General features: G+C 57.1%; 22 protein-coding genes and 1 pseudogene. 14 read left to right on the forward strand and 9 right to left on the reverse strand.

What is annotated here, in order from left to right; translation table 11 throughout:
* The first annotated feature begins 262 nt into the window (after window positions 1-262).
* The 8 genes from QD461_RS23125 to QD461_RS23160 all read left to right on the forward strand — a co-directional run bounded on the left by QD461_RS23125 (window position 263) and on the right by QD461_RS23160 (window position 7,329).
* Window positions 263-901 carry a glutathione S-transferase family protein gene (locus tag QD461_RS23125; protein WP_414089832.1) on the forward strand — a complete coding sequence of 213 codons (639 nt, stop codon included), beginning with the start codon at window positions 263-265 and terminating at the stop codon, window positions 899-901.
* A gap of 459 nt (window positions 902-1,360) precedes the next feature.
* Complete coding sequence (locus tag QD461_RS23130) at window positions 1,361-2,173, forward strand: DUF2189 domain-containing protein (protein WP_414089833.1); 813 nt, start codon at window positions 1,361-1,363, stop codon at window positions 2,171-2,173.
* A 105-nt stretch (window positions 2,174-2,278) separates the two neighbouring features.
* Complete coding sequence (locus QD461_RS23135; protein ID WP_414089834.1) at window positions 2,279-2,665, forward strand: c-type cytochrome; 387 nt, start codon at window positions 2,279-2,281, stop codon at window positions 2,663-2,665.
* Window positions 2,666-2,900: 235 nt separating this feature from the next.
* Window positions 2,901-3,716 carry a cytochrome c oxidase subunit II gene (locus tag QD461_RS23140; protein ID WP_414089835.1) on the forward strand — a complete coding sequence of 272 codons (816 nt, stop codon included), beginning with the start codon at window positions 2,901-2,903 and terminating at the stop codon, window positions 3,714-3,716.
* Window positions 3,717-3,771: 55 nt separating this feature from the next.
* A complete protein-coding gene (locus QD461_RS23145) occupies window positions 3,772-5,550 on the forward strand; it encodes a cytochrome c oxidase subunit I (protein WP_414089836.1) in 1,779 nt (592 codons plus the stop codon).
* Entirely contained in the window at window positions 5,547-6,251 is a 705-nt protein-coding gene (locus QD461_RS23150; RefSeq protein ID WP_414089837.1) for a cytochrome c oxidase subunit 3, read from the forward strand. Before QD461_RS23145 ends, QD461_RS23150 begins: the two co-directional genes overlap by 4 nt.
* A 12-nt stretch (window positions 6,252-6,263) precedes the next feature.
* Window positions 6,264-6,986, forward strand: coding sequence for a heme-copper oxidase subunit III family protein (locus QD461_RS23155; RefSeq protein ID WP_414089887.1), 723 nt, complete (start codon window positions 6,264-6,266; stop codon window positions 6,984-6,986).
* A gap of 10 nt (window positions 6,987-6,996) precedes the next feature.
* Complete coding sequence (locus QD461_RS23160; protein WP_414089838.1) at window positions 6,997-7,329, forward strand: cytochrome C oxidase subunit IV family protein; 333 nt, start codon at window positions 6,997-6,999, stop codon at window positions 7,327-7,329.
* Window positions 7,330-7,729: 400 nt separating this feature from the next.
* Here QD461_RS23160 and QD461_RS23165 read toward each other — a convergent pair whose 3' ends face one another.
* A complete protein-coding gene (locus QD461_RS23165; RefSeq protein WP_414089839.1) occupies window positions 7,730-8,089 on the reverse strand; it encodes an SPW repeat protein in 360 nt (119 codons plus the stop codon).
* A gap of 141 nt (window positions 8,090-8,230) precedes the next feature.
* Here QD461_RS23165 and QD461_RS23170 point away from each other — a divergent pair.
* Window positions 8,231-8,482, forward strand: a pseudogene (locus QD461_RS23170) (IS630 family transposase); the annotation flags it as partial.
* A 278-nt stretch (window positions 8,483-8,760) separates the two neighbouring features.
* On the opposite strand, the gene QD461_RS23175 reads toward QD461_RS23170, so the two are convergent.
* Window positions 8,761-8,994: a helix-turn-helix domain-containing protein gene (locus tag QD461_RS23175; RefSeq protein ID WP_184707529.1), complete on the reverse strand. Its 234-nt coding sequence runs from the start codon at window positions 8,992-8,994 to the stop codon at window positions 8,761-8,763.
* 973 nt (window positions 8,995-9,967) lie between these two features.
* Window positions 9,968-10,234, reverse strand: a complete 267-nt coding sequence (locus QD461_RS23180) for a hypothetical protein (RefSeq protein WP_414089840.1) — start codon at window positions 10,232-10,234, stop codon at window positions 9,968-9,970.
* A 454-nt stretch (window positions 10,235-10,688) separates the two neighbouring features.
* Here QD461_RS23180 and QD461_RS23185 point away from each other — a divergent pair, with 454 nt between their 5' ends.
* The 3 genes from QD461_RS23185 to QD461_RS23195 all read left to right on the forward strand — a co-directional run bounded on the left by QD461_RS23185 (window position 10,689) and on the right by QD461_RS23195 (window position 13,711).
* A complete protein-coding gene (locus QD461_RS23185; RefSeq protein WP_414089841.1) occupies window positions 10,689-11,285 on the forward strand; it encodes a TetR/AcrR family transcriptional regulator in 597 nt (198 codons plus the stop codon).
* Between the two features lie 30 nt (window positions 11,286-11,315).
* Complete coding sequence (locus QD461_RS23190) at window positions 11,316-12,635, forward strand: glycosyltransferase (protein WP_414089842.1); 1,320 nt, start codon at window positions 11,316-11,318, stop codon at window positions 12,633-12,635.
* A 230-nt stretch (window positions 12,636-12,865) separates the two neighbouring features.
* Window positions 12,866-13,711, forward strand: coding sequence for an arylamine N-acetyltransferase family protein (locus tag QD461_RS23195; protein ID WP_414089843.1), 846 nt, complete (start codon window positions 12,866-12,868; stop codon window positions 13,709-13,711).
* A gap of 109 nt (window positions 13,712-13,820) precedes the next feature.
* On the opposite strand, the gene QD461_RS23200 is transcribed toward QD461_RS23195, so the two are convergent.
* From QD461_RS23200 to QD461_RS23225, 6 genes are all read right to left on the reverse strand, one after another.
* Window positions 13,821-14,129 carry a PepSY domain-containing protein gene (locus QD461_RS23200; RefSeq protein ID WP_414089844.1) on the reverse strand — a complete coding sequence of 103 codons (309 nt, stop codon included), beginning with the start codon at window positions 14,127-14,129 and terminating at the stop codon, window positions 13,821-13,823.
* 129 nt (window positions 14,130-14,258) lie between these two features.
* Window positions 14,259-14,540: a hypothetical protein gene (locus QD461_RS23205; protein ID WP_414089845.1), complete on the reverse strand. Its 282-nt coding sequence runs from the start codon at window positions 14,538-14,540 to the stop codon at window positions 14,259-14,261.
* A gap of 426 nt (window positions 14,541-14,966) precedes the next feature.
* The gene (locus QD461_RS23210; RefSeq protein ID WP_414089846.1) at window positions 14,967-15,743 is read right to left on the reverse strand and encodes a FadR/GntR family transcriptional regulator; all 777 of its coding nucleotides are present in this window, start codon (window positions 15,741-15,743) and stop codon (window positions 14,967-14,969) included.
* A 110-nt stretch (window positions 15,744-15,853) separates the two neighbouring features.
* Entirely contained in the window at window positions 15,854-16,807 is a 954-nt protein-coding gene (gene araH / locus QD461_RS23215) for an L-arabinose ABC transporter permease AraH (protein WP_184707580.1), read from the reverse strand.
* A gap of 16 nt (window positions 16,808-16,823) precedes the next feature.
* On the reverse strand, window positions 16,824-18,329 hold the full coding sequence (gene araG, locus QD461_RS23220; RefSeq protein WP_414089847.1) for an L-arabinose ABC transporter ATP-binding protein AraG: 1,506 nt from the start codon (window positions 18,327-18,329) through the stop codon (window positions 16,824-16,826).
* A 67-nt stretch (window positions 18,330-18,396) separates the two neighbouring features.
* Window positions 18,397-19,380, reverse strand: a complete 984-nt coding sequence (locus QD461_RS23225; protein ID WP_414089848.1) for an arabinose ABC transporter substrate-binding protein — start codon at window positions 19,378-19,380, stop codon at window positions 18,397-18,399.
* Between the two features lie 294 nt (window positions 19,381-19,674).
* Here QD461_RS23225 and QD461_RS23230 point away from each other — a divergent pair, with 294 nt between their 5' ends.
* Both QD461_RS23230 and QD461_RS23235 read left to right on the forward strand, forming a co-directional pair.
* Complete coding sequence (locus QD461_RS23230; protein WP_414089849.1) at window positions 19,675-20,568, forward strand: aldose 1-epimerase; 894 nt, start codon at window positions 19,675-19,677, stop codon at window positions 20,566-20,568.
* Window positions 20,569-20,623: 55 nt separating this feature from the next.
* Window positions 20,624-21,400 carry an SDR family oxidoreductase gene (locus QD461_RS23235; RefSeq protein WP_414089850.1) on the forward strand — a complete coding sequence of 259 codons (777 nt, stop codon included), beginning with the start codon at window positions 20,624-20,626 and terminating at the stop codon, window positions 21,398-21,400.
* Window positions 21,401-21,545: the final 145 nt, after the last annotated feature.

A 21,545-nucleotide genomic window follows, 5' to 3' on the forward strand; every position in this document is an offset into this window, starting at 1 on the left:
AGACAATTTTTGCCCCGAATTGCGCATCAGAGACTTACGTTCGAACAACGTCGAAGGATTTGGACCTCCGAGCAGTTTTCTTTGAGCGCACATTGGTTTGAGCGCTCGCTGAAAATTGTTTGAATTCCATACGGCGTTACTCATCTAGCGTGGGAAAAGTGCGAGCTTTGCCGAGCATCTCGGAGAAGATTTTTGATCCGCGATTGTCGAAAAGAGGAACCTTCGTTCGTCTTTTCGGCAAGGACACCGGAGGCAAAACCAAATGAAGTTATATTTCAGCAGAAACCCCAATCCGCGCCTTGCAGTTGCCGTTGCGCGGTTCCTAAAAACAGATGTCGCGTTCGAGTTCGCCGCACCGATGGCTCCTGGACAATCGGAGCGATATCTGCCGCTCAACCCCAACCTTCTTTTGCCAATTTTGGAGCACTCCGGTCGAACGCTTTGGGAAAGTGATGCGATCGCCTGCTGGCTATCCAGACATGCCGGCTCGAACTTCTGGAGAACCGATGGCGAAGAGCCGGATATGATCCGCTGGATCAGTTGGGCGAAGGAGAATTTCATGAAAGCGTGTGACACCGTTCATTGGGAGCGTGGCACGAAGCTGCGCTACAATATAGGGCCGTGTGACGATATGATAGTTGCGGAGGGTTTAAGACAATTCAACAAGGCGGCAGTCATTCTTGAAAGTGAGCTGTCCAATCAGTCGTGGATCCTCGGCGAGACGATCTCGTTCGCCGATTTTCGCATGGCGACGTTCTTGCCATTCAACGATGCGGCGCGCCTCCCGATAGAGGACTATCCAGCCATAAGACGCTGGTCTGATCGATTGAACCAGATCGAAGCCTGGCGCGATCCGTTTCGCGGATTGGATGCACCTTATTTGCCGCCACTTCCCAACTGAAACAGCGCTGCCGGGCAAATGATGACGCAAAACGTGGAAGCCTACCGGGAGATATGTCGGAGTGGAAAGCTACGGCTCCACTTCGACGGATAGAGCGCTGAAGGTTTTGGGCTTGAATGCGGCAAGCGCCATCAGTCTGCTTCCCACCTGATTGTCACGCCCGACAGACCACTTATTCAATTTCATCGACGCAACAGGGGCGAGCCGATTGTCGGACACGTAAGGGGCAAGATTTCGCTGCCGCAGGCGAGCATTGTTTACCACGCGTCCGCGTTCAAAATCGCCGATCATTTGGCGCATTAGATTACCAGAGCATAATATTACAATACAAAGAATAGGCGACAAAAGCGATAAGATTTGATATATTTGCGGCAGCCGGTTGTGGCTTGATTTTTAGATAAAAATTCGCCGAACGTCTTTGCACCACCAGCCGGTACTCGGTGTAAGAGGACAGATGTTATGGTGGCATTCCATGTCATGGCTGGTGCGAGCAGCGAATTTGTGCGCCCCGAAGTGCGCAAGATAGCCGTCGCGGATCTCATGGACGCGCTCAGATTGGGGCTTGATGATTTTGCAGACAAGCCATCACATTACGTTTTTCTCTGTATCGTGTATCCGATCACAGGCGTTTTCCTCATCATGTGGAGTTCCGGCGCTAACGTGCTACCGCTGATTTATCCCTTGATCTCGGGCTTTGCATTGATTGGCCCGATTGCGGCCCTCGGTCTTTATGAAATCAGTCGACGCCGCGAACAGCAATTGGATAGCGCATGGCATCATGCGCTGGAGGTTCGTCACTCTCCGGCGCTGCCATCGATTATAGCTGTAGGCTTCATGCTGCTTGCGCTTTTCATCGCTTGGTTAGTTGTCGCCCAGCGCATCTACACCGTAACCTTCGGCGAAGCCGGTCTGACCTCAGTCTTCACGTTCCTGTCAGATGTGCTGACGACCCGTCGAGGCGCCTCTCTTATGCTTTGGGGGAACCTGGCCGGTTTCGGGTTCGCAGTAATTGTGTTGGCGACAACGGTGGTGACCTTCCCGCTGCTGTTGGACAGGGATGTCGGCGCAATCGCAGCCGTAAATGCTAGCATACGTGCCACGCTTGCCAATCCAGGGCCTGTTGCACTTTGGGGATTGATCGTCGCGGCGCTGCTTGTCGCCGGCACAATCCCGATTTTTATCGGCCTTGCGGTCGTCATGCCCATCCTCGGGCACTCCACCTGGCACTTATATCGGAAATTGATTGCCTCCTATCCGAACCGCATGCCTTGAATTCAAAAAGGAAACTTGTCCCTGAGGATCATCCTCCAAGCCGTTACGACCTGTCCGCTGGGAGTCGCGTCGTTTGGAATAGCGATGAAGAAAATGAGGATTGCCATGTCTTACGGTTTTCTTCCGATCTGCCTGCTTCTTGCCACTGCTGTCCCGCTTGACGCTCTCGCGCAGGACGGCGATGCGGCCGCAGGGGCCATTGTTTTCAAGAAATGCGCCATTTGCCATATAGCCGAAACGGACCAGAACAAGATCGGCCCCTCGCTGAACGGTCTATTCGGTAGAACGGCTGGAACACATCCGAACTTTGCCTATTCGCCGGCAATGCAGCAGGCAGGCAAAGACGGCCTCGTTTGGAGTGAGACATCGCTCCGCGACTATTTGCACGATCCCAAGGTGAAGGTGAAAGGCACAAAAATGACCTTCCCCGGGCTTAAGGACGATACAGAAATTACCAATCTGATCGCCTATCTGAAACAGTACTCCAAATAGCCTGACGCCAGGTGTGGATGAGCTGTCTTCCAGGTCGCCGGTTGGAGCGACGAAATCAGACTCCGCATTTTGACACCGCCGATCTGTTCGCGTGGGCTCTTTGGCCCCCTTAAAGTTTGCCAATGTAAGCCGCTGTCGTTGCAGCAATTGCCCACCCGACCTCTTCATGAGATAATACTAAAACGCTTCGTGATGGGACTATGGAAATATTCGCGGCCGGGTCAGGGAGGCGACAATGGCTGTCGTCGTGGTTCTCGTTCTGCTGGTGGTGGGATCGATCGCGTTTCATCTGCTCAGCCCATGGTGGTGGACGCCGATCGCTTCCAATTGGAGTTATATCGACAACACGATTGTCATCACGTTCTGGATCACCGGCTTCGTTTTCACGGCGGTCGTGTTGTTCATAGCTTATTGCATCCTCCGCTTCAGGCACCGCGGCGGAAGCCAGGCGGCATACCAGCCGGAAAACAAGCGGTTAGAATGGTGGCTTGCCGGGGGAACCGCAATTGGCGTGGCTGCGATGCTCGCGCCGGGCTTGGTCGTTTGGAAGCAGTTCGTGACGGTCCCAGCCGATGCCAGCGTGGTCGAAGTCGTCGGGCAGCAATGGCAATGGAGTTTCCGACTGCCGGGCGCAGACAGGCGGCTCGGGCGGGCTGATACGCGCAACATCACCCCGGAAAACCCGCTCGGTTTAGACAAGAATGATCCTGCAGGAATGGACGATGTCATTGTCCAGGGTGGAGAGTTGCACATACCCGTCGGCAAACCCGTCAAATTGCTTCTGCGCTCGATCGACGTCATACACGATTTCTACGTGCCGCAATTCCGGGGCAAGATGGACATGATCCCTGGCACGGTCACCTATTATTGGTTTACGCCAATGCGGACAGGAACGTTCGAAGTTCTCTGTTCGGAACTTTGCGGCGTCGGCCATCCGCAGATGCGCGGCACGGTCGTGGTCGAGAGTGAAGCCGCCTATCAAGCCTGGCTGCAGCAACAGCAGACTTTTTCGCAGTCGCTGGCGTCGGCGGAAAAATCGGCGGCTAAGTAAGTGTCAGCGTGGTTGAGGCGGAAAACTGCATTGGAGGGAACAAGGAGGATGTAATATGGTCGATATCGGATCCGGCACCGAGCAGGTCATCCGGCCCGCTGAAGTCGAGGACGTGGAGCTTTATCACCCGAAAAGCTGGTGGACGAGATACGTCTTCAGTCAGGATGCCAAGGTCATCGCCGTTCAATATGCCCTAACCGCCATATCGATTGGGATGGTGGCACTGGTTCTGTCCTGGCTGATGCGTCTGCAACTCGGCTTTCCCGGCTATTTTTCCTTCATCGACGCAGACCATTATTATCAGTTCATCACCATGCATGGCATGATCATGGTGATCTACCTGCTGACGGCGCTGTTCCTCGGTGGCTTCGGTAACTATCTGATCCCTTTGATGCTTGGCGCGCGTGATATGGTGTTTCCTTATGCGAACATGCTGAGCTATTGGCTTTATCTTCTTGCCGTCATAGTCCTGGTCGTCGGCTTCTTCGCACCCGGTGGACCGACAGGTGCTGGCTGGACATTGTATCCACCGCAAGCTCTTCTGTCGGGCACGCCTGGAGGGCGCGATTGGGGCATCATTCTGATGTTGTCATCGCTGATCCTGTTCATCATCGGCTTCACGATGGGCGGATTGAATTATGTCGTGACGGTGCTGCAGGGACGCACGCGTGGCATGACGCTGATGCGGATGCCGCTAACAGTCTGGGGCATATTCACCGCGACCGTCATGGCGCTTCTCGCCTTCCCGGCGCTCTTTGTCGCCGCCGTCATGATGTTGTTCGATCGATTACTGGGAACGAGTTTCTTCATGCCCGCCATCGTCGAAATGGGCCAACAATTGCAACAAAGTGGCGGGAGCCCTATCCTGTTCCAGCATCTGTTCTGGTTCTTCGGCCATCCGGAAGTCTATATCGTGGCACTCCCGGCCTTCGGCATTGTTTCCGACCTGATCAGCACCCATGCACGCAAAAACATCTTCGGCTATCGAATGATGGTCTGGGCAATTGTCATCATTGCTGCGCTGAGCTTTGTCGTATGGGCGCATCATATGTATGTCAGCGGCATGAATCCGAACTTCGGGTTCTTTTTTGCGACCACGACGCTGATCATCGCCATCCCGACGGCGATCAAGGTCTACAATTGGGTACTGACGCTCTGGCGCGGCGATATTCATCTGACATTGCCGATGCTGTTTGCCCTCGCCTTTATCGTCACATTCATCAATGGCGGGCTGACTGGCCTGTTTCTCGGCAACGTCGTCGTCGACGTGCCGCTTTCAGACACCATGTTCGTAGTTGCCCATTTCCACATGGTGATGGGAGTCGCGCCGCTCATGGTGATCTTCGGCGCCATCCACCATTGGTATCCGAAAGTCACCGGTCGCATGCTGAATGTGACGATGGGCCATATCCACTTCTGGATCACCTTTCTCGGCGCCTATGCGATCTTCTTCCCAATGCACTATCTCGGCCTGATGGGTGTGCCGCGCCGCTATTACGAGCTTGGCGAGACGGCCTTCATACCTCCGTCTGCGCATACGCTGAACATGTACATCACTGTCGCTGCGCTAGTCGTCGGCGCCGCTCAGCTTCTGTTCCTGCTCAATCTCGCCTGGAGCCTACGTTGGGGCAAACCAGCGGGCGGCAACCCATGGCGAGCGACGACATTGGAATGGCAGACGCCGCAAACGCCACCCGTTCACGGAAACTGGGGCAAGGAACTACCGGTCGTCTACCGCTGGCCGTATGATTACAGTGTCCCCGGAGCGGATCAGGACTTCCTGCCGCAAAATCAGCCGGCCTCGAGCGGGCCGTCCGAAAGGGCGTTGTCATGAGCGCCATTCTGATCTTCATGGCAGGGATCGCCTGCGTCATCGCCTGGTGGATGGCGCGGCAGCGGCTGACTTCAAAGCCCTGGCTGGAAGCCGGTTTTGCGGGCGATGCGGCGGAGATGCGCGGATCGTCGGCGACCACAGCGAAAGTCGGTCTTGGCATCTTTCTTGCCGTTGTCGGTGCCTTGTTCACACTCCTCATCAGCGCCTATCTTACCCGCCTCAGCGGCTCGGACTGGTGGAGCATCCCGATTCCGCGGCTGCTCTGGGTGAATACGGCTGCCCTTGCCGCCAGCAGCGTCACCCTGCAATGGGCAAAAACCGAAGCTCGTCTCGACCGCAGCGAGATGCTGAATACGGCTCTTGCAGTGACTTTCGCACTGGCTCTTCTGTTTCTGGTTGGGCAAGCTCTGGCGTGGCGGCAGCTGGTGGCGGCAGGCTATGTTCTCGCAGATAACCCATCGAATAGCTTCTTCTATATGATCACGGGACTGCATGGCCTGCACATATTGGGCGGGCTTTTCGTGCTTGGACGGACGACAATCCGCGCTCGTATCAGCCCGGTCCTCGCAAGAGTTCGCTTAAGCGTGGATCTGTGCGCCATCTATTGGCATTTCATGCTCGTTGTCTGGCTGATCCTTTTTGCGCTCTTCGCCGGTTGGGCGAACAGTTTCGTCGATCTCTGCCGTCAGCTGGTTACTTGAGGAGTTTCGATGATGACGGAATCCATAGAAAGACCGGCAAGTGATCCGCATTTGCGGCCCGCAGGACTGCGCGGTGTTGCGGCCGACCTGTCGTCGGACCAGCGGGCGTTCAAGAATGTCTCTTGGGGCAAAGCGATGATGTGGATCTTCCTCTTGAGCGACACCTTCATTTTCGGTTGTTTTTTGTTGGCCTACATGACGGCGCGCATGTCGACCACCGTCGCCTGGCCCAATCCAAGCGAGGTATTCGCCCTGACGATCGGTGGCAAGGAAATTCCGCTGATCCTGATCGCGATCATGACTTTCGTTCTCATCAGCAGCAGTGGCACGATGGCCATGGCCGTCAACTTCGGATATCGCCACGATCGTCGCAAGACCGCTCTGCTAATGTTGGCGACAGCGGTCCTCGGCGCGGCGTTCGTCGGAATGCAGGCATTCGAATGGACCAAACTGATCAGGGAAGGAGTCCGCCCCTGGGAGAACCCATGGGGGGCGGCACAGTTTGGTTCGTCCTTCTTCATGATCACCGGCTTTCACGGCACCCACGTCTCGATCGGCGTTCTTTTTCTTCTGATTATGGCACGCAAGGTGTGGCGAGGAGACTTCGACCAGGAAAGGCGAGGTTTTTTCACCAGCCGCAAGGGCCACTATGAGATCGTCGAGATCACCGGGCTTTACTGGCATTTCGTGGATCTGGTCTGGGTATTCATCTTTGCATTCTTCTATTTGTGGTGAGGATGGCATCATGACACAAGGGCAGGCACATTCCGGACAACAGCATCCGATAAGGCTGTATATGCTCGTCTGGGGACTGCTTTTTGTCCTCAGCACCTTCTCCTACCTTGTCGACTATTTCGCCATCCAGGGCTATCTCCGATGGTCTCTGATCCTTCTGTTCATGATCCTGAAGGCCGGGCTGATCGTTGCGATTTTCATGCACATGGCGTGGGAGCGGCTGGCGTTGATCTATGCCATCTTGTTTCCCCCGGTCCTGATACTTGTCTTCGTCGCTCTGATGGTTTCGGAATCGCACTACACGATCCTCACGAGACTGACCTTTTTCGGAGTTGGTCCGTAAGGCCCGGCACCATCCGGCTCCCTGAAAAGGATATCAAATGCTCGCAATATGGCTCAGCCTCAGCCCAAGACGAGCACCCCTAAGAGAACAATCGCGACCTGCCCAAAGCAGCGCGATCGATGAGAAATAGCCGAATGGAGAAGCGCTCCAGCCCAACGACGAGCATGGCATTCGCGGGGGCAGATAAGAAGGCCAAGATTCTCTGAACGGGACTGCGGCATGAGACTGCTGGGTATTTGAGCCCCACAGTGCCTCACCTGCGGCATCGCGGGTTTAACAAATGCGCAAGAAAGCGCGCGGCCTGATGCCAGTTGTTAATTAGTCGCCGTGATCGGAACAGTCAGCACATGCCCGCCGCTTTGCGCGGCGGGTCTATTCAATATCGGGCTCGCATCCACGCCTAAGCGTGGGCATGAGGATGATGAACATCCCAAACTGCCCACAGCGATGCCGCGACAACGAGCACGCCGAGAACGACATCCGTCCACATCGCGTTTGCGTTGGCGCCAAAACCGAGCAACCAGGGAGATGCGATCAGCCACAGACCGAGCACCAGATTGGCCCATTCTTCCCATTCCGCAAATATCGAAAGTGCGGCGGTCGCCAACACACCGAGCAAGACAGCAACGATCCATGCGTTCCAGCTCGGCATCACCTCGGCTGTGAAGCCGAATATCCAGGGGGAGACAAACAAACATGCAGCCAGGAGCAGATTTGCCCAATCCTGCGTCCTTTTTCCTTTCATAAAAGCGCTTGCCATAGCAACCTCCTCACCAAGAAACCTACCGAAGGCTTCATCCAGCGTGAACTTCACGCTTATGTATATAAGTAATTTCTACATCTCTCGATTCAAGATAACGCGCGAACAATACTTCGGTTATCGCGTCCGAAATTCTGGAGCGTGTCCGTCGAGCGGCAGGTTAGGATCAGCCGGAGTGCGCTTGGCGCCTGGTTGCGAGGCCGCGGATGGAGCTCTAGAAGTCCGCACATGCACTGGAGCAAGACCGATCGGATGTCTTGAAGCGCCAGCGCGTCTGGTTCGATGGTCAGCCCGACCTCGATCCAGAGAGCTGATCTTCATCGAGGCCCGCCGAATTCTCTCTCGACTGAGATGGCAAGTCTACGGGGGCGTGCACTTCGAGGTGAGCGTTGCCCCTCGCGGAATAACCGAACAGTTTGTCCACGGCGGGCGATGAACGGGAACGTCTTCCTGACCCATGTTGAACAGGTGCCGGTCCCGCCCCTTCCAATCTTCATCGTCGTAGCGTTGAAGCTGAAGCCGACCTCGAAAGGGCGAAGGCTCCATGAGGCGCGCCGTCCCTCACGTCACGACCGGCGATGTCGCGCGTATAGGATTGATGCTCAATCCAACAACCAAATTATTGAATTCCTTCGGGGAGCGTCCGCCGAGTTTGTCGGACCAGATTTCAGCTAGCTGGCGGCGGCTCTTTCCACATAGCGCAAGATTCTGGTCACCGTCGATCGGGTGACGCCCGCCTCTCCTGCTATGTCATCAATTGATCTGCCATCAGCTTTTAAGCGAAGTACCTCTTCTGATTTGTGCCGCATCGCATCGACGGACGTGTCGTTTAGCCGAGGCACGTCCAAAGCGACAGCATGGTTCCCAGTTGACTTGTCGAAGTGCATTGTATCAGCAGGCATCATCGCGTCCTCCACTAGGTCTCAATCTTCCGGAAGAATGCCAATAACGCCAGACAGGGTAAATTCCTTTTCAAGAAGTAGATCCGTTAGACCAACTTCACTATATCGCTACCACAACGGAGGGAGCCGTCGAGCTGATTTCCTCAGAGCTCGGAAGCTCTGTCCAGCCCTTGGAAGGGCGATCATTACATTCCAGGAATGTCTAGTGATTATACTCGTTGTCTGCCGCCAGAGTGATAAAGGCAAAATCCCCATCTGCAAGTTGTTGCGTGCTCACGTCGCGAACCCACGCGGCAGTATCAGCACCTCCAGGTGTTCGCCTCGAGATGGTAAGTCGCGATTTGATCGCTGGTGTGCTCACGGAACAGTCATCACTTCACGTTCAAGGCAACCGACCTCGCTTAGTCTCTTGCACGAAGGAGGGCGGCATGAGGTCTGCCACCAAGGCTCCTGCCATGGACAATTAGGTTGCAGAGAAGACTGTGCATGAACCCCTCGGACCAGCTACGAGGCGCGAAAGAACGGATATGTCCTCTAAACCTTAAATGGGGAATGCTCATGAGATCTAGAGGCTAGATATCGGCGGCACTCGACACCCTTCAAGTTACCGCTCTGCCAGAATATTCGAAACAACGCCATCGACAGGCGAGATGCGCGGTGCCCCTAATGCGCTTCGGCCAATCTGGCCCAGTTGTGGTCGATGCAGTTCGATCGCGGCGCTGGAACTTAAGAACCGCCAACGATAAGACTGGACCTTCAGATGAGGGCCTGGAATAAGCAATACGATGCAGCGCTTCGATCGCGAATGAACGAAACCGGATTGACCGCACTGGCTGAACAACGCGCAACGCAAACCGCCGCGATAACCACCAGATTTGTGCCAATCAAAACCCACGATTTACCATCGGCGGCGCTCCTCACATTCTTGATGAGACAGGAGCTTGATCAATCGGGTCCATCATAGCCCACCTGACTTCTAAACCGGCTGTTTCGTCTTATAAACTGTCGTCGGTTTGGCAAGCTGGTCATCGGTCAGCTCCCAGAGCATCGCAATTTTTTCTAACTGAGCGGGATTGATCAATCCGGATTGAAACAAGAAGATCAGTCGCTTAGCCAAGCGGTCGCGGCGACATTCGTCGAAATCTAAACACGCCCCCCTGACCATCTGATCAAATACCCGCTTGAGCGTTTCTAGGTTCTTAGGGGGCAAGCTACCTTTTGCAAGGCGTTCCAGGCGCTGCATAATGCCCTCACAATGTTGCCTCTCGCCGTTTGACTGGGCAGCGATGGGCCCGTAGTAATTTTGCCACTGCTCGATAATTCATATTATTATGCACATTAAATGATGCCGCATTCAAGTGCCACGCAAACGAATGGCTGCTTTCGATGACTTGCTTGAGTGCGCCGTCGATCTCTAAGACGAAACCCTCGCTTCAGTCGGCCCATTGAAATTGTCCCTCGTCACAGCGACGTTGTTGGCATTCCTAAGCCTGCTGAATGAAGACTGAAAGACAGCTGACATGCCCGGTTCAAAGACCGGCACGCTTCCCGTTCCATTCCTGGCCAGGAAGATGCGTCTGAAAATTCCACCGAAACCGGTTCAATTTGAAGGTGTCAAATCACTACAGGATCCAGGTTGACGCTCTCTCTATTTCACGTTACACTGCGTAACATTAAATCGAGAAGGCGTCAACAGCATGTCTCCGCGAGCTTATCGTCAGTCGGCGCGCGCCGATGCGGTTCTGGATACCGAGCAGCAGATCGTCGACGCCTTAACCGCGCTCCTCGCGGAGCGCTGGTTCGACGAGATCACTCTCGACGACATCGCCGCCGCGGCCGGCACCACCCGCCAAACCGTGATACGGCGCTTCGGCAGCAAGACCGGCGTTCTCAGTGCCATGGCGGCCCGGCTGGATGTCTCGATCCAGGCCCAGCGTTGGAGCACGCCCGCTGAAAGCGTGGCCGACATCGTCGCGGTCCTGATGGACGATTATGAACGCACCGGCGACGTCATCGTGCGCACGCTCGGGCAGGAAGCGCGCTTCCCCGAGTTCACTCCCATTCTCGATCGCGGACGCGAAGGTCATCGCGGGTGGATCGCAGACATGTTCAAGGCCTGGCTCGACAAGCTTGATGACAAGGCCCGCAGGGATCGGTTCGCCCAGTTGTTGGTCCAGACTGATGTCTGGATCTGGCATCTGTTGCGTCGAGCGCAGGGACATTCGGCGATGGAGACACAGCGGCTTATGACGCAGGCGATCGAGCGCCTGCTGCGGGAGGATGGAGCGCACTAATCCGGTCTCCATCGAGTAGGGACTAAGGCGATGATAAAGACAATAGATGCGAGGCAGCATCTGCACATCCTGGTAGCCGCATGGGAAGGTGGCGGCAACGTGCCGCCGACGCTCGCGGCAGTGCGTGCCCTGGCGGACCGGGGCCACGACGTGCGCCTTATCGCCGACGACACGATGAGAGCGGAGGCGATCGCAGCAGGAGCCCGATTCCTGCCATGGAAGCGCGCGCCAAACCGGCCGGATCGGACCTTCGAAAGCTGCTTCATTCGGGATTGGGAAACTGCCGATTCCCTGGCCGGCTTCCAAAGGGGGTGCGAACGGATCTTCGTCGGGCCGGCGCAAGCCTACGCCGAGGATATTCTCGAAGCACTGGCAGCGGAGCCTTGCGATATCCTTATCGGCTCGGATCTGTTGTTCGGCAGCATGCTCGCGGGCGAAGTTGCGAGGGTTCCGACGGCCTTGCTCGCGAGCAACATCTCGCTTTGGCCCCTTCCCGGACACCCGCCATTCGGTCCGGGCTTTCAGCCTGCTCGATCGGCGGCGGACAGGGCCCGCGATGCCGAAGTTTCGGCAATGGTGGAACAAACATGGGATGGCTTCCTGCCTTGCCTCAACGCCGCCCGTGCTCATTTCGGCGTCGCGCCGCTGGCCCATGTTCACGAACAGCCCTTGAGCGCCGGCCGCCACCTCCTTGCCACCAGCAGCAGCTTCGATTTTCCCACCGAGCATCTGCCGGACCATGTACGCTATGTGGGGCCGCTTCTGGAGATGCCGAGTTGGGCTCACGAAGGCTGGACGAGCCAGCAGGCGCGGGCGATGCGGCCACTCGTACTCGTATCGTTCAGCACAACCAATCAAGGGCAGGCCGATGTGCTCCAGCGGGTGATATCCGGCTTGGCTGGGGAGCCGGTCGAGGTGGTCGTTACCCTCGGAAAAGCGCTTGAGGCACTTCATCTTCAGTCGTCGGCGAATATCACAGTTCTTCCCAATGCGGTACATGACGACATCATGGCCAAAGCCGACGCGGTCGTCACTCACGGCGGACACGGCACGATCATGCGATCACTGCACCACGGCGTCCCCCTCATCATTCTCCCAATGGGGCGCGATCAGAACGACAATGCCGCCCGTGTCGCCTACCACGGTGTCGGCCTGCGCCTCGATCCTTCGGCAGCACCGCAAATGCTCTGCGAGGCCGTGCGGCGCGTCCTTTCCGAGCCGAGCTTTGGTGACCGGGCGTTGGCACTTGGGCGCGCCATCGCAGAAGAAGGCCCAGGGGCGGCCCGGCTCGTCGCAGAAATTGAGGATTTCGTGCAAAGGTCTGCCCAAGGAGCCCTGTCCGCCGCGTGATTGACACCCACCGATCGCGGCAAGAACATCGCGACCGGCACCATGCCAAATCCTCTCCCCCTGCCCAACGTCGTTGCCTCCGCATCGGCGAAGGAAGGAGCTTTACGCCCATTTGCTTCATCGGCAGGCATCCGTGTCAGCGCTTGAGTGGAACCAAGACCATGAAGCGCAGGCTGACAGCATAGCCGCATCGGAAATCTCGAAAGCAGTCCATCAAAAGGAACCAAAGGATGACAAGCGCCTCTTCAAGCCAAAATGGAATGACCCTGACGTCCGGCCAACTGGACGCCTATCTTGCAAGGATCGGAGTGGACCGGCCGGTTTCACTCGATTGCGAGAGCCTGTCGAGGCTTCACCGCGCCCATCTCATGGCCTTCACCTGGGAGGCGCTGGATGCTTTCATGGGATGGCCGTCCTCGATCGCCCCATCCGTCGCATTCGCCAAAATGGTGGAGAGCGAGCGCGGCGGCTGGTGCTACGAGATGAACGGTCTGTTCGGTGCGGCGCTTACGGCGCTCGGCTTTCGCGTGACGCGCTTATGCGGCGGCGTCAATCGCGAAATGATAGGCGATGCCGCGATCGGCAATCATCTCACTCTGCGTGTCGATCTCGACCGGCCGTACCTTGCCGAGGTTGGCCTGGCCGATGCCATCGTCGAACCGGTACCGCTTGCCGTCGGGCCGATCAGCCAACGTGGCTTTGATTTTTCGATCTCGCCCACGGACGACGGTTGGCTGCGTTTCAATAACCATACGAACGGCCTCGCGCATAGCTTCGATTTTCGGCCCGATCACAGCGACGAGAGCGCCATCGCCGCCACGCTTGGCTGGCTGACCCAGGATCCCGGTTCACCATTCACAAACGCGCTTGCGATCCTGCGGCATACTTCGGATGGCTATGTCGCCCTGAAGAACGATTGCCTGCGCAGCGTGACGGCAGACAAGATCAGCGAACAGCGCATCACAAGTGCGGACCATCTCGCGGATACGTTCAATACGATTTTCAAGCTCAACATTCCCAAGTCCGATCTCGTGTGGGAAAAAGTCCAGATGGTCGCGCGAAGCGAAACCACCTGAACGAGCACGCTTACCACCCCACCAGGTCGGGCGGCGGATCGAGGCCTGGCTGCGGCAGAATCCGCAGCTCAGCACTCTAAAACTGCGCGACATCGTCCGCCGTCAATGCTTACTCAACCGAAAGCACTTCACCCGTTCGCCGGTCGATCACAACCTTTATGTCGTCGCCATCTCGATCCGAACCTTCGACGATGAACACATTTCGCCTGCGGGCGACATTATCGACTTCGCGCACGCCTTCATCCCGTGCGATGCGAATGGCCTGGCGTTCGCTAATACCCATGTCAACGGGCGGCGGCTCCATGCCGGGATTGACGCGCACACCACCAGGACCGATCTCAATACTTTGCGAGAACGATGGTGTTGCCGATATGATCAGCACTAGTGCAGTGGCCGCTATAGCAAGATTCTTGAACATGGGGGCATCCAGAAAAATGATTAGATTCGTATCGTAGCAATTTCGTCTCGCTTTTTCACGACGAATAATCAAGGGCCTGATTTGGACTCTGATAGCCCCAGGCACTAGCATCGCGAGTAACTTAGCGGATCATTGCACCAGCACGGTTGCGGCTATGACGGCATGAGGTCTTGCAAACCGGATGACCTTGGAGCGGTGCGCAAATTGGGATTCCGCCTTCAGCAAAAGATCATCAATCAGCTTCATGAGATCCACGTCCCGCAAGCCCGGGAAAGTCAGGGCGGCCTCGCCCATAAGCGTCGCGAGAATGACCGCCGGCGGATGGTTTGCGGCGATCAAAGCCATAAGATTTTCAGCCAGGTCATTCATTGATTTGCGTACGCCGCCAACCACATCATGTGCTTGTCGCATTTAAGGTTTCTCGTTGTTGATCTAACGCGGTTCCGGTAGCAGCCCGTGCCTTGCCCAATGGTGTAAACAATCAGTCGCATTTTAACGATCAGGACCAGGATCGGCGCAGCTACGTCCTGTTCAGCTTTTGGGCCTGCCAAAGTATGACAGGCCTGATCGGTGCTGTCCGAAGGGGACCATCGCATAGACGATGCGCCTGGATATCATCATCGATCGAGATGGCGCGCCAGCGAGAAAGAGCTGACATTCGTTCGAACAATGTGGGGGCCAAGGAGCCGCTTGTGGCGGCGTGTCAGACTATGGTCTGAATACACAAGGCATAGGTCCTATGGTCGGAGAAGGATGCGATTTTAGCGATATCGCAGCGCACAGTTTTGCGGAAGCCAAATCAATTGAGACGTCTGAATCGAATAGCTGCAACTCACTTCAGGCTGATTGATCCTTTGGGTTGGCCGCCCGCAGGGCGTCGCTGAGCTCCATCCTGGCCGTTCCGATCAGTTGCTCCATGGCAAAGCGGGCGGCATCAGGCCGGCGCATGCGGATGGCGTCCAACACATCCTGATGCCGAGCGATCGCATATTCGTGCGACTGGCTCGCGCGATTGGTCAATCGAAAACTGGCAAGCAAGGCAGCTCGGATGGCTGTGGCGAACTGGCGAAATACCCAATTGCCGCTCGCATTGATGATGGCAGTGTGAAACTCCAGATCAGCCTGGCTCCACGCTTCATTGTCACGGGCGTTGGCAGCAACCATGTCTTCGAAAGCCCCAGCGATCTGCGCGAGCTGCTTTGCCGTGGCGTTGGCGGCCGCCTGCGCTGCAGCGGCGGGTTCCAACACCTGTCGCGCATCAAGCAGGGAGTCATAGAAGCTGCGGTCATTGCTAAGCGCCAGAGTGGCATCGAGAACCAGCGGGTCCAGATAGTTCCAGTTTTCTCGCGGGAGAACCGTGGTGCCGGCGCGGGTTCGTGAGCGCACCATTCCCAGTGCCGAGAGATACTGCATCGCCTCACGCAAGCTGGTCCGGCTGACACCATGGACGTCGGAAAGCTCGGCCTCATTTGGGAGAATTGAGCCTTCGGCAAGACTGCCCGACACGATCTGCCTGATGAGTTTCTTTAGCAGCTCCTCGCGCACGGTGCGCTTCCCCTGTTCGGGGGTAGCACCACCCCGCTTTGTCCGCAATGACCCCAAACGCGTACTCATCACTTGCACTCCCTTCCGCTGGCCCGGTGGCGATCATGAGTGGCGCCACGCCCAGACATCAATGCGCAACTGCAAGCTCGGCAAACTTCCCCCAAGAAATCTGGTCACTATCAGCGGCTGCCACGCCCTGCCGCCGAAGAGCGCAGATTGTCAAGCAGAACAGCGATCAACAGGATGCAGCCACGCACGAGATATTGATAGAAAGCTTGGATATTGAGCAGGTTCATCACGTTTTCGGCGATGCCCATGATCAGGACGCCGACAATCACGCCGGTCATGGCGGCACGACCGCCGGCGAGCGACACGCCGCCCAGTACGCAGGCAGAGATAACGGAGAGTTCGAGCCCGGTTGCCGCATTCGGCTGTCCAGAAGTAATGCGCGAGGCGAGCAAAATTCCGGCGATGGCGCAGACCAACCCCTGAAGCGCAAAGATCCAGATCCGCATATTGACGACGTTGACGCCGGCAAGACGAGACGCTTCGGGATTGCCGCCGATTGCAAGCGTGTTCTTGCCGAAAACCGTGCGGTTAAGCGTGAAGCCGAAGATGACGAACAGCAGCACCATAATCCAAATCGGCGTCGGCACGGTCAGGAAGCGCGACAGCGCCAGTTGATAGAAGGTCGGATCGTTGATGCCGACAGCGCGCCCATCCGAGGCGATCAGCGCAAGGCCGCGCACGATCTGCATGGTTGCGAGCGTGGTGATCAAGGCATTGATGCGGAATTTGGCGATGACGATGCCGTTGACGACACCGACGACGCTGCCGCAGATCAGGGCCGCCACAAGCCCGAGCGGAATCGAGCCGGTGGAATTCGACACCATGACGGCGATCATGCCCGAGAAGGCGACAGTGGAGCCGACCGACAGGTCGAAGTCGCGCGAGGCAAGGCAGAACATCATGGTGCAGGCGACGATGCCGATCGTCACCACCGACTGTAGCAGGCCGAGCATGTTGCGCTCTGTCAGGAAGCTCGGAACGAGGAGCGAGACGATCACGAATGCGATCGCGAAGATCACCACCAGACCCTGTTCGCCGAGGAGGATTTTTTTCAATGAATTCATCACTACCATTCCTGAATTAGATTGTGCCGGCGGCGCTCTTGTCGGGCAGCGCCGCGGTCAGAATGGCCCGCTCATCGAAATCGACGCGGGCAACATTGGCAGCGACGCGGCCCTGGCACATGACCATGATACGATCGGAGATGCCCATGACCTCGGGAAGCTCGCTGGAAATGACCACAATCGCCATTCCGCCAGCTGCCAGTTCATAGAGAATTTCATAGATTTCCGACTTGGCGCCGACATCGATGCCGCGCGTCGGCTCGTCGATAACGAGAACCTTGACGCCCTGCTCTGAAAGCCAGCGGCCGAGAATGACCTTTTGCTGGTTGCCGCCCGAGAGATTGACGATATCCTGCTTGCGTGTGGGCGTGCGAACCCTGAGCTTGGCGATGAACTGATCTGCGACCGAGGCTTCTTTCTTCGGATTGATGATGCCGAAGGGCGAGAAATGCCGCCGCGAGGAGATGGCGATGTTCTCCTCAATCGATCGTCCCTGAATAATGCCGTCAAACTTGCGATCTTCCGGGCAAAGAACCATGCCAGCACTAATGGCAGCCTTCGGATTGTTCGGCGAAACGGCGACGCCGTCGATTGAGACGCTACCTTCGTGGCGATGGTCGGCTCCATAGAGAAGGCGGGCCATCTCGCTGCGGCCGGCACCGATAAGGCCGAAAAAGCCGAGAATTTCACCCCTGCGGACCGAGAAGGTGACGGGATTGCGCAGCTTCGAGCCCGAGAGCCCGTGGGCTTCGAGACGAACTTCGCCGAGCGGACGTTCGCGCCAGCCCCAGATATTGCTGATCTCGCGGCCGACCATCTGCGAAATGATCTGCTCGCGCGTCGTATCGGCGATCTTTGGATGATGCGCTGCAAGCCTGCCGTCGCGCAGCACAGTGAGACTGTCACAGAGCCGGAAGATCTCATCCAGGCGATGCGAGACATAGAGGATGACCGTGCCGTTGGCTCTCAGCCGGCCGATCAAGGAAAACAGGATTTCGCTCTCGCGTGACGATAGCGACGAGGTCGGCTCGTCGAGCGCAATCACCCGCGCATCGACCATGACAGCCTTGGCGATCTCCACCATCTGGCGGGCGCCGATCGACAGCGAGGAAATCTTGGCTGCCGGATCAACGTCGATGCCGATTTCCCTGAGCTTGCTGCGAACGGTTTCGATCAATGTCCTGCCGTCGATCACACCGGCCTTGCCGGGAAAGCGGCCGAGCCAGAGGTTCTCGGCAACGGTCAGTTCCGGCACCAGCTGTAACTCCTGGTGGATGACGATGACGCCGGCGTGAAAGGCATCGCGGACGGAGCTGTAGTGCTGCTCCACGCCATCGATGACGATGCTACCGGTATCCGCGGCCTGATCGCCCGAGAGGACCCGGATCAGCGTCGACTTGCCGGCGCCGTTTTCACCCATCAGCCCATGCACCGCGCCTCTTTCGACATCGAATGAAACATCCGATAGCGCCTGGACACCGGGATAGCCCTTGGAAATGCCCTTGAATTCAAGGAAAGCCATGCTTGCTCCATCGAGAGAAGGTCCGGCGGCAACAAGCCGCCGGACGGACATCATCCTGGCAGGGCTATCATTCGATGCCGAGATCCTTGCGAACCTTCTCATAGTCGCCGCGCAGCGCAAGCGAACCGGAGGTGAGCGTCAGCTTCGGCGGCTCCTTGCTGTTGGCAATCCAGTCATACATGTTGAGGGCCGTCTCGTAGCCGTGGCGCTTCGGCGAAATGATGACCGTGCCGAAGAATCCGGTTGCAGCAGGCTTCTTGAACTCGTTGATCGCCGAATCCGCGCCGCCGATGCCGACGCCGATCATGTTCGCTGCGGGAATGCCGACCGATTCCGAGGCACGGACAGCACCGAGCACAGCCTCGTCGTTAAGGCCGAAAGCGACCCAATACTTGACATCAGCATGCTTGTTAAGAACCGTGGTCGCGGCGTTGAGGGCAGCTTCAGTATCGGTCTTGGCCTGCGGCGCGTCATAGATATTTGCCGTTGAGAAACCTGCCGCCTTCAGGACCGAGATTGCGCCTTCGACGCGGTCGACAGCGGTCGGCAGCTGATCGTAGGAAACGCGAACCGCGCCGACATTCTTCATGTCCCAGCCGCGCTTCTTGATTTCATCGACGATCGCCTGGCCGACGGTCTCGCCGATCTTGGTGGCGGAAATACCCATATGCGGCACGTCTTCGAGCGGTTTGCCCTCGGCATTGACCAGGCGGTCGTCGACGGTCATCAGCTTCAACTGATTGGCCGTGGCCTTAGCAACGATGCCGGGGCCGAGCTTAACGTCAGGCGTGCAAATGATGAAGCCCCGCGCGCCCTGTGCGCCGAGGTTGTCGATCGCCGACTGCACCTTCTCGCCATCCTCGGCGCCAATCTTGACGAGCGTGAAGCCCTTCTCCTTGGCAGCCTGGTCGGCGAATTTCCATTCATCCTGGAACCAGGGCTCCTCCGGCTGCTTCACGATGAATCCGATCTTGACGTCCTCGGCAAGCGCCGAGCTGGCTGCCAAAACGGCAAACGCCCCCGCAAGGATGGCTGCTTTGAAAAAGCGCATGGTCTCTCTCCCTGAAATCTCGCTCTGCCATTGGTCGGCAGCAGAGTTTGAATAGAAAAAAACATCATACCAGTCAACATTTGTGTATGATTTTTTATCGCGCGGATGCCACGTCCATACCGTCTCTATTTCGGATGTCTGAAATTACTCAAGAAATTCAACGTGCACAGCTGCAATGAGCCGCAGGTCATGTTAAAATAAATCCTATATATCTGTTGACATTGGATGGCGCGAATATAGGGTGCCGCTCCATTCGGGAGCCGCCTTGGCCGTTAAGAGGAAAGCAGCCGCTTCATGAGCATCATCAATTTGCAGAACGGCTTGCTCTCGGCTCGCGTATCGACCGCGGGCGGCACATTGAGGGACTACTCCTGGATGATGGATGGAAGTAAAATTGCACTGTTGAGACCTACCCAGGACGGTGCCAATGCGTCTTCCTCTGCTTGCTATCCCCTCGTTCCCTTCGGCAACCGTGTCAGGAACAACCACTTTACGTTCGAAGGCCGCGATTATCGGCTTCGGCCGAACACAGCCTCGGATCCTCATTATCTGCACGGCGATGGCTGGCAGGCTGAATGGTCCATTCTTTCCCGCACCAGCAGCGAAGTGCAGATCGGTTTTCACCATCAGGAGGCCGATACGCCCTATCGCTACGATACCAGGCAGATTATCACCCTGTCTTCCGAAGGGCTGACGCTTCATATGAGCGTCGAGAATACCGGCATTCACGCGCTGCCGTTCGGGCTCGGCTGGCATCCCTATTTTCCGTTAACCGCACAAACGACGCTCTTTGCACCGGCGCGGCACTTCTGGACCGAGACCGAGGGCTTTTTGCCGGGGCAGCGAACGGACATTCCCGCCGACCTCGATTTCTCGCGGCCGTTGTCGCTCCCCCGTCGCTGGGTCAACAACGGCCTCGAGGATTGGAGCGGTGAGGCGCTGATAGCGTGGCCGGAGAAGCGCGCCAGCCTGCGACTGACAGCGGACGCCACTGTCAGGCACGCCTTCGTCTTCATTCCCGATACGGATTTCATCCCAGCATACCGCCATGACTATTTCTGCTTCGAGCCGATGTCGCACATCGCCAATGGTCATAACCTTCCCGATCTGGGAGACTTGAAGATCCTGCAGCCGGGGGAAACCCTTGCAGCATCCATTCGCCTGCAGCCGCAATCATATCCGCAATAAAGCGCGACCTGCTCATCGGCCGAATTTTCGGAACAAGCTGAAAGAGGAACACCAAATGCCAAATCGCCTTTCCGGAAAGCGGATCTTTATTACCGGAGCCGCGCAAGGAATCGGACTGGCAATTGCCGAGGCCTATGCCGCCGAGAACGCGAGCATCTTTCTGATCGACCGCGACGCGGCCCTCTTGGAACAGGCTGCCGCCAAGCTGAAAGGAGACGGCGCGAATGTCGGTTATAGGGCCGCCGACATCACAGACGCTGCCGCCGTGCGCACCGCGGTCGCTCGAGCTGGTGAAGAGATCGGTAGCATCAATGCACTGGTGAACAATGCTGGCGTCAACGTCTTTGCCGAACCACTGCAGTTGACGGACGAAGACTGGCAGCGCTGCTTCGACATCAACCTCAAGGGCGCCTGGAACTGCTGCCGCGCCGTTCTGCCAGAGATGATCGCCCACGGTGGCGGCGCCATTCTGAATATCGCCTCAACCCATGCCTTCACGATCATTCCGCACACCTTTCCCTATCCGCTCGCCAAGCACGCACTTCTCGGCATGACCAAGTCGCTCGGGATCGAATATGCGTCGAAGAACGTGCGCGTGAATGCCCTGGCGCCGGGCTACGTCGCGACCCAGAAAGTCATCGATTACTGGAACAGCTTTCCTGATCCAGAACAGGCAAAGGCCGAGACCATGAAACTACATCCATGCGGCCGTATTGCCACCCCGCAGGAAATCGCCATGGCTGCCGTCTTCATGATCTCGGACGAATGCCCTTTCATGAATGCCACCTGCCTTACGGTCGATGGCGGCCTGAGCGTCTTGCAGCATCAATGATTGTCGATCGACATCAAGGAGACGCGCAACATGAAATCCGGCGATGCGGAGCGAACTCGGCTTAGGGCCGACCGGGCCAGCAGATCGCCTATGTTCTGGAGTACCTCTCTCCCGGACATCTGCCCAGAGATCGCGCTTTTGGCCG

It is taken from the genome of Rhizobium sp. BR 314, from assembly GCF_047445805.1.
GTDB lineage: Bacteria > Pseudomonadota > Alphaproteobacteria > Rhizobiales > Rhizobiaceae > Rhizobium > Rhizobium lusitanum_B.